Source organism: Thauera phenolivorans (assembly GCF_001696715.1).
Classification (GTDB): Bacteria; Pseudomonadota; Gammaproteobacteria; order Burkholderiales; family Rhodocyclaceae; genus Thauera; species Thauera phenolivorans.
Map to the genome: position 1 here is coordinate 259,577 of NZ_MBFM01000002.1, position 12,641 is coordinate 272,217.

A 12,641-nucleotide genomic window follows, 5' to 3' on the forward strand; every position below is an offset into this window, starting at 1 on the left:
CGGCATGAGCGCGACCCTCGCCGCCGGCCGCCCCCACCCGCTAGGCGCACATTGCGTCGGTCCGCGCGGAGCGGGCGGCGTCAATTTCGCGGTGTGGGCACCGGACGCCGAGCGCGTGGAGCTGTGCCTGTTCGACGACAGCGGCCGGTGCGAGCTGCAACGGCTCGAGCTGCCGCGCTGCACCGACGGCGTGTGGCACGGCCTGCTCGCCGGCGCCGGGCCCGGCCTGGTCTACGGCCTGCGCGCCCACGGGCCCTGGGCGCCGCAGCGCGGCCACCGCTTCAACCCGGCGAAGGTGCTGCTCGACCCCTGGGCGCGCGAAGTGGTGGGCCGCTACGAGGGCGAACTCGATCTCCACCTGGGCCACGATCCGGCCGACCCCGCCCGCCCCGACCCACGCGACAACGCCGCCGTCGCGCTCAAGGCGAGGGTCGCGCCTGCCCTCGCCACGCGCCGCCACCGCCGTCCGTCCGTCCCCGCCGATCGCACGGTGCTCTACGAGGCGCACGTGAAGGCGCTCACGATGCGCCATCCGGACGTGCCGAAGGCGCTGCGCGGCAGCTACGCCGCGCTCGCCCATCCTGCACTGATCGCGCATCTGCACGCGCTCGGCGTCACCACCCTGAGCCTGCTGCCGCTGCATTTCCGTGCCGACGAGGCGGCGCTGCAGCGCGCCGGGCTGAGCAACCACTGGGGCTACTCGCCGATCGCCTGGCTCGCCCCCGAGACCCGCTACTGGAGCGGCCGGCGCGGCACCAGCCCGGCGAGCGAGCTGCGCGCCGCGGTGGCGCGCCTGCACGCGGGCGGTATCGAGGTGGTGCTCGACGTCGTCTTCAACCACACCGCGGAAACCGACGCCGCGGGGCCGACGCTCTCGCTGCGCGGCCTTGCCAATGCTCGCGCCTATCACCTCGACCCCGCCGATCCGGCCCGCTACCGCAACTGGTCGGGCTGCGGTAACTGCGTCGACCTCGGCGAGCCGCGGATGATCGAGCTGGCGATCGGCGCGCTGCGCCACTGGGCGGAGGAATACGGGGTCGACGGCTTCCGCTTCGACCTTGCGCCAATGCTCGCGCGCCGGCCCGACGGCAGCTTCGACCGCCGCGCCGGCTTCTTCGCCGCGTTGCAGGCCGATCCGCTGCTGTCCTCGCTGAAACTGATCGCCGAGCCCTGGGATCCCGGCCCCGAGGGCTACCAGCTCGGCCGCTTCCCGCCCGGCTGGGCGGAATGGAACGACCAGTTCCGCGACAACATGCGCGGCTGGTGGCTGCGTGGGGCGGCCGACCGCGCGGTGTTCGCCCACCGCTTCGCGGCCTCCAGCACGCAGTTCCACTACCAGCGGCGCGCGCCCGTCGCGAGCATCAACTTCATCAGCGCCCACGACGGCTTCACCCTGCGCGATCTGGTCAGCTACGACCGACGCCACAACGAGGCCAACGGCGAAGGCAATCACGACGGTCATCACCACAACTGCTCGTGGAACGCGGGGGTCGAGGGCCCCTCCGACGATCCGGAAGTGCGCGCCTTGCGCGCCCGTCTGCAGCGCGCCCTGCTCGCCACCCTGCTCTGCTCGCAGGGCACGCCGATGCTGCTCGCCGGCGACGAGCTCGGCCACAGCCAGGGCGGCAACAACAACGCATACTGCCAGGACAACGAAATCACCTGGCTCGACTGGGCCGCGGCGGACACCGCCCTCACCGCCTTCGTCGCGCGACTGCTCACGCTTCGCCAGGCGCATGCCGCGCTGCGTCAGGCGCAGTGGCTGACGGGCCCGCAGGACGACCCCGAGGGTCACACCGTGGCCTGGCTTCACCCGCAAGGCCACGCGCTCGACTTCGACGATTGGCACGACCGCGACAGCCGGGCGATCGCGATCTGGCTGCGCGCGCGGCACGAACCGGCCACGCCCCGTCAGCCGCCGCTACTGCTGCTGATCAACCCGCACGGCGCTCCTCAGGCCTTCGTGCTTCCGTACGGCGACTGGCAGCCGCTGTTCGACAGCGCCGTGGCCGACGGCCGGCCCGCCACCGCAACCCGCGCCGCAAGCGCGCACGACGGGCGTCTCGACACGATCGAGACGCCCGCACGGGGCATTGTGATCCTGGTCGACCAGGCCGCCACCGGCACCTTCCGCCCTGCCCGCACCGTATCGGAGACGATTCCGAAATGAAGATACAGACCGTTCCCACTCAAGCCTTCGACGGCCAGCGCCCGGGCACTTCGGGCCTGCGCAGGAAGGTCGCCGTGTTCCGCCAGCCGCACTACCTGGAGAACTTCGTCCAGGCCCTGTTCGACACCCTGCCCGACCGCGAGGGCAAGACCCTCGTGCTCGGCGGCGACGGCCGCTTCCACAACCGCGAGGCCATCCTCGTGATCCTGCGCATGGCGGCCGCCAACGGCATCGGCCGCGTGCTGGTCGGCCGCGGCGGGCTGCTGTCGACGCCGGCGGCGAGTGCGGTGATCCGCCAGCGCGGGGCCTACGGCGGCATCATCCTTTCGGCCAGCCACAACCCGGGCGGGCCCGAGGGCGACTTCGGCATCAAGTACAACATCGGCAACGGCGGGCCGGCGCCGGAAATGCTCACCGAGGCGATCCACGCGCGCACCCGGACGCTGACCTCCTACAGCATCGCCGCCCGCCCCGCGGTCCTCGACCTCGACCATCTCGGCCCCACGACCTTCTGCGAGATGGCGGTGGAGGTCATCGATCCGGTGGCGGACTACGCCGAACTGATGCAGCGGCTGTTCGACTTCGACGCAATGCGGGCCTGGTTCGCCGACGGCCACCGCATCTGCTTCGATGCGATGAGCGCGGTCGGCGGCCCCTATGCGCGCACCCTGCTCGAGGAAATGCTGGGCGCGTCTGCCGGCAGCGTGATCAACGGCATCCCGCTGGAGGACTTCGGCGGCCACCACCCCGACCCCAACCCCGCCCATGCCGGCGCGCTCATCGCCACGATGGCGGCGCCCCATGCGCCCGACTTCGGCGCCGCCTCCGACGGCGACGCCGACCGCAACATGATCGTCGGCCGCAACTTCGTGGTGACGCCTTCGGACAGCCTCGCGGTCCTCGCCGCCAACGCCACCCTGGTGCCGGGCTACCGTGACGGCCTGGCCGGCATCGCGCGCTCGATGCCGACCTCGTGCGCCGCCGACGCGGTGGCGCGCGAACTCGGCATCCCCTGCTACGAAACGCCGACCGGCTGGAAATTCTTCGGCAATCTGCTCGATGCCGGCCTCGCCACCCTGTGCGGCGAGGAGAGCTACGGCACCGGCTCGAACCACGTGCGCGAAAAGGACGGTCTGTGGGCGGTGCTGTTCTGGCTCAATCTGCAGGCCGCGACCGGGTTGTCGGTGGAGGCGCTGGTGCGGCGGCACTGGGCGCGCTTCGGCCGCCACTATTACTCGCGCCACGACTGGGAAGCCATTCCCGCCAGCGTCGCCGAGGCGCTGATGGCGGCGCTGCGCGAGCGCCTCGACGGCCTGGCCGGGCGCGACTTCGGCGACGGTCTTCGCCTCGAGCAGGCGGACGACTTCGCCTACCTCGACCCGGTCGACCATTCCGAGAGCCGGCACCAGGGCGTGCGCCTGCTGTTCGCCGGCGGCGCCCGCATCATCTTCCGCCTGTCCGGCACCGGTACCGAGGGCGCGACGCTGCGCGTCTATCTCGAACGCTACGAGCCCGACCCGGCGCGCCACGACCTGCCGGCACAGGCGGTCCTCGCACCGCTGATCGCGATCGCCGACGAGCTCGCCGCGATCCGCGAACGCACCGGCATGGACGCGCCGACGGTGGTGACCTGAGGCGGCTACGGAACCGAATCCGAACACGAACCCCACTGGGAGCGACTCGACATGGAAATGACCCAGATTGCCAAGAGCCGCGCGCTATCGCGCAACACGCTCGCCCTCGTGCTGGCCGGCGGCCGCGGCTCCCGCCTGCACGAGCTCACCGACGTGCGTGCCAAGCCGGCGGTGCATTTTGGCGGCAAGTTCCGCATCATCGACTTCGCGCTGTCGAACTGCCTCAACTCGGGGATGCGCCGCATCGGCGTCATCACCCAGTACAAGTCGCATTCGCTGCTGCGTCATCTGCAGCGCGGCTGGAGTTTCCTGCGCAACGAGATGAACGAGTTCGTCGATCTGCTGCCCGCGCAGCAGCAGGTGGACGAGGACCAGTGGTACCGCGGCACGGCGGACGCGGTATTCCAGAACCTGTCGATCATCCGTGGCGGCGGACACACCGACTACGTACTCGTGCTCGCGGGCGACCATGTGTACAAGATGGACTACTCGATCATGCTCGCCGACCATGTCGACAGCGGGCGGGCGGTCAGCGTCGGCTGCATCGAGGTCGATCGCGGGGAAGCGAGCGCCTTCGGCGTGATGGCGATCGACACCGAACGCCGGGTCACCGCCTTCGTCGAGAAGCCCGCCGATCCGCCGCCGATGCCGGATCGGCCCGACAGATCGCTGGCGAGCATGGGCATCTACATCTTCGATGCCGATTATCTCTACCGCCTGCTCGAGGAAGACGCTTCCAACCCGCAATCGAGCCATGATTTCGGCAAGGACCTGATCCCGCGCGCGGTCGCCGAAGGCCAGGCGCAGGCCCACCCGTTCTCGATGTCGGCGATCGCCAGCCCGCCCTTCTCCTGCGCCTACTGGCGCGACGTCGGCACGGTGGACGCGTACTGGGCGGCCAACCTCGATCTCGCGCGCACCACGCCCGAGCTCAACATGTACGACCGCGACTGGCCGATCTGGACCTACCAGGAGCAGCTGCCGCCGGCCAAGTTCGTGCATAACGACGAAGGGCGTCGCGGCACCGCGCTGAACTCGCTGGTGTCGGGCGGCTGCATCGTCTCGGGCTCCACGGTGCGCAACTCCGTATTGTTCTCCAACGTGCTGGTGCGCTCCTTCTCCGAGATCTCCGAGGCGGTGGTGCTGCCCGACGTGCAGATCAACCGCAACTGCCGGCTCAGCCGGGTCGTGATCGATCGCGGTTGCCGGATTCCCGAGGGCCTGGTGATCGGCGAGGACCCCGAACTCGACGCGAAGCGATTCCGCCGCACCGAAAACGGCGTCACGCTGGTTACCGAGCGCATGCTGCGCGCGCTCTGAGGAAGATCCGATGCGAATCCTGCAGGCCTGTGCCGAACTGTTTCCGCTGCTCAAGACCGGCGGTCTCGCCGACGTTGCCGGCGCGCTGCCGCCGGCGTTGCGCGCCGCCGGCGCCGACGTCCGCGTGCTGCTGCCCGGCTTCCGGCCGATGCTCGAAGGCGTGACCGAGCTCACGCCGGTCGCCGAGCTCGATCCGCCCGCCGGACTGTGTCCCCCGGAGAGCGGCGCTCGCCTGCTGCGCGGCCGCCTTCCCGCCTGCGGCACGCCCGCCTACCTGATCGATGCCCCCCGCTTCTACCTGCGCGAGGGCGGGCCCTATGCCGACGACGCGCATCGGCCCTACGCCGACAACCACCTGCGTTTTGCGCTGCTTGGCTGGGCCGCCGCCGCGCTCGCCCACGGGCTGGACCCCGACTGGCAGCCCGAGCTGGTGCATGCGCACGACTGGCATGCCGCGCTCGCGCCCGCCTACCTGAACGCAGCCGCGCGCGATGGCAAACCACCGCCGAGCGTGTTCACCGTGCACAACCTCGCCTATCAGGGCGTGTTTCCCGGCAGTGCCTTCGCCGCACTCGGTCTTCCCGACGCCCAGTTCGACATGCACGGCGTGGAGTTTCACGGCCAGCTCAGCTTCATGAAGGGCGGCCTCTACTTCGCCGACCACATCACCACGGTGAGCCCGAGCTACGCGCGCGAGATCCAGGCGCCGGAACAGGGCTGCGGCCTCGACGGCCTGCTCCGCGATCGCGCCCACGCGCTCTCCGGCATCCTCAATGGCGTCGACGAGACGGTCTGGGATCCGGCGACCGACGCGCTGATCGCCGCCCGTTACGAGGCCGGCCATCTCGCCGGCAAGCGCCGCTGCAAGACGGCGCTGCTGCGCGAACTCGGGCTGGCGAGGACCGCTCGTGCCCCGCTGTTCTGCGTCGTCAGCCGGCTGACCGAGCAGAAGGGCTTGCATCTGGTGCTCCAGGCCCTACCCGCGCTGCGCGCGCGCGGCGCCCAGTTCGCCCTGCTCGGCAGCGGCGATCCGGCGCTCGAGGCCGGCTTCGCCGACGCCGCCGCGGCCGACCCCGACGGCATCGCGGTGCGCCTCGGCTACGACGAGTCCTTCGCCCACCGCCTCATCGCCGGCAGCGACGTGATCCTGGTGCCGTCGCGCTTCGAACCCTGCGGCCTCACCCAGCTCTACGGCCTGAAATACGGCACCCTGCCGCTGGTGCGTCGTGTCGGCGGACTCGCCGACACGGTCGCCGACACCCGCCTCGAGACCATCGACACCGACGCGACCGGCTTCGTCTTCGACCGCTTCAGCGCCGATGGCCTGATTTCCGCGGCCGACCGTGCACTCGCCCTCCACGCGCGCAAGGCCGACTGGAAACGGGTACAGCAACGCGCGATGCAGCGCCCCAGCGGCTGGGGCCGCGCCGCCGACGAATACCTCGCGCTCTACCGCCAGCTGCTGTCCTGAACCCCCGGCGCCGCATACCTTCCGGCCCCTTCCCGATCCTTTTTCCCGCTCCGGCGGCAGACCCCTCCCCATGCCCAACCGCCCGCTGTTCGAACACCAGTACGACCACCCGCTGCGCGACGTCGAGGCGCTCAAGCGCGCGATCGCCACCAAGCTGATCTACACCCAGGCCAAGGATCCGGTCACGGCGCGCCCCGAAGACTGGCTGCGCGCCACCTGCCTCGCGCTGCGCGACCATCTCGTCGAGCGCTGGGTCAAGACCCGCCGCGCGCAGGAGGACCAGGACGCCAAGCGCATCTACTACATGTCGATGGAATTCCTCATCGGTCGCACCTTCACCAACGCCCTGCTCGCGCTCGACCTGATGGACCCGGTGCGCCAGGCGCTGGCCGAGCTCGGGGTGCAGCTCGACGAGCTGTTCGAACTCGAGCCCGACGCTGCGCTCGGCAACGGCGGCCTCGGGCGCCTTGCGGCCTGCTTCCTCGACTCGATGGCGACGCTCGCCCTGCCCGGCTTCGGCTACGGCATCCGCTACGACTACGGCATCTTCCGCCAGCGCATCGTGGACGGCGAGCAGGTCGAGACCCCTGACTACTGGCTCACCCACGGCAATCCCTGGGAGTTCCACCGCCCCGAGGTCTGCTACCGCGTGCGCTACGGCGGCCACATCGAGGAGCACGGCGGCGAGATTCGCTGGCTCGGCACCGAGGACGTGCTCGCCACCGCCTACGACACGATCATCCCAGGCTACGCCACCGAGGCCACCAACACGCTGCGCCTGTGGTCGGCGAAGGCGACCGAGGAGATCGACCTCGGCGCCTTCAACCGGGGCAATTACTTCGGCGCGGTCGAAAGCAAGAATCACTCGGAGAACGTCAGCCGGGTGCTGTACCCGGACGACTCCACCCCGTCCGGGCGCGAGCTGCGGCTGCGGCAGGAATACTTTTTCGTTTCGGCCAGCCTGCAGGACCTGGTGAAGCGCTTCCTGCGCAGCCACGACGACTTCGACCGCCTGCCCGACAAGGTCTGCATCCACCTCAACGACACCCACCCGGTGCTCGCGATCCCGGAGCTGATGCGGATCCTGGTCGACGAGCACGGGTTGAACTGGGACCACGCCTGGCGCCTGTGCCAGCGCGTGTTCTCCTACACCAACCACACCCTGATGTACGAGGCGCTCGAGACCTGGCCGGTGGAGATGCTCGGCCGCCTGCTGCCGCGCCATCTGCGCCTGATCTTCGACATCAATGCCAACTTCCTCAACGCCCTGACCGCGCGCGAGGGGCACCAGCCCGAGCTGATGCGCAGGATGTCGCTGGTCGACGAGCACGGCGAGCGGCGGGTGCGCATGGCCCACCTCGCGGTGGTCGCCAGCCACTCGATCAACGGCGTGTCGGTGCTGCACTCGCGGCTGATGCGCGAATCGATCTTCGCCGACTTCGCCCGCCTGTGGCCGGAGCGCTTCAACAACAAGACCAACGGGGTGACGCCGCGGCGTTGGCTGGCGCAGGCAAATCCCGATCTCTCCGCCCTGCTCGACCGCCGGCTCGGCACCGGCTGGCGCACCGATCTCGACGCGCTCGAGGCGCTGCGCGAGTATGTGGACGACTCCGAGTTCCGCCAAGCCTTCCGCGAAGCGAAGCGACGCAACAAGGAACGCCTCGCGGGCTGGGTGGAGCGCCGTCTGGGGCTGCGCATCGACCCGGCGGCGCTCTTCGATGTGCACGTGAAGCGCATCCACGAATACAAGCGCCAGCTGCTCAACGTGCTGCACCTGGTCACCCGCTACCAGGCGATCCTCGCCGAACCGGACGCCGACTGGGTACCGCGGGTGGCGATCTTCTCGGGCAAGGCGGCCTCCGCCTACCACTTCGCCAAGCTCGTGATTAAGCTGATCAACGACGTCGCCGCCACGGTCAACGCCGATCCGCGGGTGGGAGATCGCCTGAAGGTGGTGTTCATCCCCAACTACAGCGTCAGCCTGGCGGAAATCATCCTGCCTGCGGCAGACCTGTCGGAGCAGATCTCCACCGCCGGCACCGAGGCATCGGGCACCAGCAACATGAAGCTCGCACTCAACGGCGCGTTGACGATCGGCACCCTGGACGGAGCCAACATCGAGATCCGCGAACGCGTCGGCGAGGACAACATCATCATCTTCGGCAAGACCGCGGCGGAGGTCGCCGAGATCCGTGCCGCCGGCTACCGCCCGCGCCGCATCTACGCTGCCGACCCGGCGCTGAAGAACGCACTCGACGCGATCCGCGACGGTGCGTTCAGCCCGGACGCGCCCGGCCGCTTCCAGCAGATCTACGACACCCTGGTGAGCTGGGGCGACCACTACCTGCTGCTCGCCGACTATGCGAGCTACGTGGAGGCCCAGCGCCGCGCCGATGCGCTCTATCGCGACGAGGAGGACTGGACGCGCCGCACGATCCTCAACGTCGCCGGCATGGGAGCCTTCTCATCGGATCGCACCATCCGCGAGTACGCGGAAACGATCTGGCACGCCACCCCCGCGCCGCCCGCCGCGCCGTGAGCAGGCTGGCGAGCGCCTAGCCGCGGCGCTCGGCGGCGATGCAGGCGGCGGCGGTGAACAGGACGTCGGTCGAGGAGTTGAGCGCGGTCTCCACCGAGTCCTGGACGATGCTGATGACGAAGCCGATCGCCACCACCTGCATCGCGACCTCGGCCGGGATGCCGAACAGGCTGGTGGCAAGCGGGATCAGCAGCAACGAGCCGCCGGCCACGCCGGAGGCACCTGCCGCGCTCAGCGCCGACACCACGCACAGCAGGAAGGCGGTCGGCAGATCCACCTGGATGCCCAGAGTGTGCGCGGCCGCCAGCGTCATCACGCCGATCGTGATCGCCGCGCCGCCCATGTTGATCGTCGCGCCCAGCGGGATTGCCACCGAGTAGGTGTCCTCGTGCAGGCGCAGGCGTTCGCAGAGTTGCAGATTCACCGGGATGTTGGCCGCCGAGCTGCGGGTGAAGAAGGCGGTGAGCCCGCTTTCGCGCAGGCAGGTGAACACCAGCGGATAGGGGTTGCGCCGGGTCATGAAGAAGACGATCGCCGGATTGACCACGAGCGCCATGAAGAGCATCGCCCCGACCAGCACCGCCAGCAGGCGTGCGTAGCCGAGGAGGACATCGAGGCCCGCTTCCGCCACCGTGGAGGCCACCAGGCCGAACACGCCGATCGGCGCCAGCCGGATCACCAGGCGCACGATCGCGGTGACGCCGTGTGCGAGGTCGGCGATCAGCAGCCGGGTGCTCTCGGCGCCGCTACGCAGCGCCACCCCGAGCCCGGCCGCCCAGGCGAGGATGCCGATGAAGTTGCCGTCGAGGATCGCCCGCACAGGATTCGCGAACACGCTCACCAACAGCGACTTCAGCACCTCCCAGATCCCGCCCGGCGCGCTCGCCTCCACCGCCGGCTGCACCAGCGCCAGCTTGGTCGGGAAAAGGAAGCTCGCCGCCACCGCGACGAGCGCGGCAAGGAAGGTGCCGACCAGATAGAGCAGCAGAATCGACTTGATCTGCGTCGGTTGCCCTTGCTTGTGGTTGGCGATCGCCGACATCACCAGGATGAACACCAATACCGGCGCCACCGCCTTCAGGCCGGAGATGAAGAGCGTGCCGACGAAGCCGGTGGCGCGCGCCGCCTCGGGCGCGACCAGCGCGAGGATGATGCCGAGCACCATGCCGACGAGGATCTGCGTCACCAGGTGGGTGCGGGTGACGAGCTGGACGAGAAGACTGGGTTGAGTGGACATGGTCGACAGCCGGGGCCGGCGCCAGGCGCCGGCGGTGCGTGGATACGGACCGGCCTGCCCGATGGGGCGGCGGGCCGGCAGGAGTGGCGAAAGATTCTAGCCCAATCCCCCTCACCGCCGAATCGGTTTCCTCATGCAACCACCCATTCTGCCTTGGGCCGCGAGGCCCAATCGGCAGGCTGCGGATCTCGGGACAGCGCACGGACCACGGCGCCGGTTGGCCTGCACCCCCCAATCTGGCCTACAATCGCGCCCGTCCACTAAATGACGGCCCCCGCCGCGCACATGAACCCGCCCCATCGCCGCATCCTCCGCCACGTGCCCCAAGGCGCGGTGGTCGGTGTGCGCGAAACCCGAGGCGATTTCACGCTGCCCCCGGGCGCGCCATCCCACATCGCCTTCAAGGTGACAGGGTCTCCCGCCGTGCTTTCCATGGCCGTGCGGGGACCGCACCGGGACTGAACCCCCGGACTCCCCGCACGGCACCTTGCCCAGGGCGCGCCGACGCGCGTCCTGCTCAACGTGCAGCCAGGGCGGGAACGAGTCTCTCTCCCGGGCCCGCCGCGCCAGGCGACGGCAGAAGCCCTTCTCGCAGGCCTCGCGCCCCACCCGGCACCGGACCGTTCTCTTCCCGCCCCGGCTGCGACCCGGCACCACGACGATTTCGTGGCGCCGCCAGGCAAATGGAGATGTCATGATCCTCACACGAAGCTTCGTGCGCGCGAAGCGCCCATGCACCGATGGATTCCGCTGGTTCGTCCGCCAGTTCGACGAAGGCGGCAACTACCAGGAACTGCTCGACACGATGGTGGCGGCCGGCCGGGTCGGCGACGCCTGCTGGCTGCTCGAGCAGTTCGGCCCCACCGACGCGGTGCGCGTCGTCGACTCGATCGAGGCCGATGCGGTGGTCTTTTCCGGCACGCTCGAGGTGCGCGGCAATGTCGACGTCGACGGCCTGGTGCGCGTCGGCCGCTCGCTGCGCGCCGGTGGCGGTGTACGGGTCGGAGGCGAACTGGCGGTGGGTGAGGATCTGCGCGCCGGCGGCAGCGTTCGCGTCGAAGGCGACGTCGAGGTCGGCGGTGAGCTGCGCGCGGGCTGGGGCATCGATTGCACCGGCAGGCTGAACTGCGACGGCGAGCTCCGCGCAGCCTGGGACCTGCGTTGCGGCGGACCTCTGCGAGTCGGCGGCAACGTGTTCGTCGGCCTCGAACTGCACGGTGAAGACGAACTCACGTTCGGCAAGGGGCTGCAGGTCGGCGGCGACATCCTCACCGAAGCCGTTCTGCGCGCGCGCCAGGGCATCGTCGCCGGCGGGTCGATCCGTTGCGCGATGCACCTGCAGGCGGGCTGGGGTATCAAGGCCGCGGGCGCCATCGTCGCCGAAGGTTCGATCCGCGCCGGCGAGAGCCTGAGCGCCGGCGAGGAAATCCGCGCCGGCGGAGGCTATGGGGTGTTCGCCGGCCTCGACGTCCCGGTCGACGCCTGGGAGGCGAGCGCGCGCGTCAGCGCGCGGGAGCGGCCGGCCGGCCTGATGAGCGGCTGGTGGGCGGGTGAAGCTCGGCTCTGAGCGCCGCCGTCCGGCACACCGCGGCCTGCCGCCTCAGGCGCCAGCTGCCGTCGGGCGCAGTCGGCCGACCAGGCTCACGACCGCCAGCGTGAGCGCACCCGCAACGATGCCGGTGAGTGCGTCGAAGAGCATCGGCACCAGCACTGCGGCGGCGCCGGTGAGCCCTTCGGTGACGCCCGCGATCGCATGGTGGAGCGGGCCGATGCCATGGGTCAGGATGCCGCCGCCGACGAGGAACATCGCCGCCGTGCCGGCCACCGCCAGGCCGCGCATCAGCCAGGGCGCGGCGACCAGAATCGCACCGCCGAGCGCGCGCTTGAGGCGGGCAAAGCCGCTCTCGACCCCCTGGCGGGTGAGATAAAGCCCGGCATCGTCGAGCTTGACGATGCCGGCGACCAGACCATAGACGCCGACCGTCATCAGCACTGCGATGCCGACCAGCACGCCCACCTGGGTGGTGAAGGTCTTGCCCGCCACCGTCCCGAGCGTGATCGCGATGATTTCGGCCGACAGGATGAAGTCGGTACGTACCGCACCCTTGATCTTGTCGCGCTCGAGCGCGACAAGATCGACGCCGGGATCGGCGAGCGCCTTCACCACTTCCTTGTGATGCGCGTTTTCTTCGGGTCCGCGATGGAAGAATTTGTGCGCCACCTTCTCGAAGCCCTCATAGGCGAGGAAGATGCCGCCGATGATCAGCAGC

At 70.0% G+C, this 12,641-nt stretch carries 8 protein-coding genes; 6 read left to right on the forward strand and 2 right to left on the reverse strand.

Features of this window, described 5'->3' with window-relative positions:
* Window positions 1-4 precede the first annotated feature (4 nt).
* The 5 genes from glgX to BB334_RS04750 all read left to right on the forward strand — a co-directional run bounded on the left by glgX (window position 5) and on the right by BB334_RS04750 (window position 9,134).
* Window positions 5-2,170 (forward strand): glycogen debranching protein GlgX, encoded by a 2,166-nt coding sequence (glgX, locus tag BB334_RS04730; protein WP_068806132.1) that lies wholly within the window; start codon window positions 5-7, stop codon window positions 2,168-2,170.
* The gene (locus BB334_RS04735; RefSeq protein ID WP_068805017.1) at window positions 2,167-3,804 is read left to right on the forward strand and encodes an alpha-D-glucose phosphate-specific phosphoglucomutase; all 1,638 of its coding nucleotides are present in this window, start codon (window positions 2,167-2,169) and stop codon (window positions 3,802-3,804) included. Before glgX ends, BB334_RS04735 begins: the two co-directional genes overlap by 4 nt.
* Window positions 3,805-3,855: 51 nt before the next feature.
* Entirely contained in the window at window positions 3,856-5,124 is a 1,269-nt protein-coding gene (gene glgC, locus BB334_RS04740) for a glucose-1-phosphate adenylyltransferase (protein WP_068805020.1), read from the forward strand.
* Window positions 5,125-5,134: 10 nt separating this feature from the next.
* The gene (gene glgA / locus BB334_RS04745) at window positions 5,135-6,595 is read left to right on the forward strand and encodes a glycogen synthase GlgA (RefSeq protein ID WP_068805022.1); all 1,461 of its coding nucleotides are present in this window, start codon (window positions 5,135-5,137) and stop codon (window positions 6,593-6,595) included.
* 70 nt (window positions 6,596-6,665) lie between these two features.
* Window positions 6,666-9,134 (forward strand): glycogen/starch/alpha-glucan phosphorylase, encoded by a 2,469-nt coding sequence (locus BB334_RS04750; protein ID WP_068805043.1) that lies wholly within the window; start codon window positions 6,666-6,668, stop codon window positions 9,132-9,134.
* Between the two features lie 16 nt (window positions 9,135-9,150).
* Here BB334_RS04750 and sstT read toward each other — a convergent pair whose 3' ends face one another.
* Window positions 9,151-10,371: a serine/threonine transporter SstT gene (gene sstT, locus BB334_RS04755; RefSeq protein WP_068805046.1), complete on the reverse strand. Its 1,221-nt coding sequence runs from the start codon at window positions 10,369-10,371 to the stop codon at window positions 9,151-9,153.
* Window positions 10,372-11,065: 694 nt separating this feature from the next.
* On the opposite strand from sstT, the gene BB334_RS04760 reads away from it, so the two are divergent.
* On the forward strand, window positions 11,066-11,938 hold the full coding sequence (locus tag BB334_RS04760; RefSeq protein ID WP_068805049.1) for a hypothetical protein: 873 nt from the start codon (window positions 11,066-11,068) through the stop codon (window positions 11,936-11,938).
* Between the two features lie 33 nt (window positions 11,939-11,971).
* On the opposite strand, the gene BB334_RS04765 is transcribed toward BB334_RS04760, so the two are convergent.
* A partial coding sequence (locus BB334_RS04765; protein WP_088179157.1) for a DUF808 family protein occupies window positions 11,972-12,641 on the reverse strand: 670 nt, incomplete at its 5' end.

Bases quoted from the DNA above. Each gene is read 5' to 3' on its own strand.
- glgX (WP_068806132.1), top strand. From the start codon at position 5: ATGAGCGCGACCCTCGCCGCCGGCCGCCCCCACCCGCTAGGCGCACAT.
- BB334_RS04735 (WP_068805017.1), top strand. From the start codon at position 2,167: ATGAAGATACAGACCGTTCCCACTCAAGCCTTCGACGGCCAGCGCCCG.
- glgC (WP_068805020.1), top strand. From the start codon at position 3,856: ATGGAAATGACCCAGATTGCCAAGAGCCGCGCGCTATCGCGCAACACG.
- glgA (WP_068805022.1), top strand. From the start codon at position 5,135: ATGCGAATCCTGCAGGCCTGTGCCGAACTGTTTCCGCTGCTCAAGACC.
- BB334_RS04750 (WP_068805043.1), top strand. From the start codon at position 6,666: ATGCCCAACCGCCCGCTGTTCGAACACCAGTACGACCACCCGCTGCGC.
- sstT (WP_068805046.1), bottom strand. From the start codon at position 10,371: ATGTCCACTCAACCCAGTCTTCTCGTCCAGCTCGTCACCCGCACCCAC.
- BB334_RS04760 (WP_068805049.1), top strand. From the start codon at position 11,066: ATGATCCTCACACGAAGCTTCGTGCGCGCGAAGCGCCCATGCACCGAT.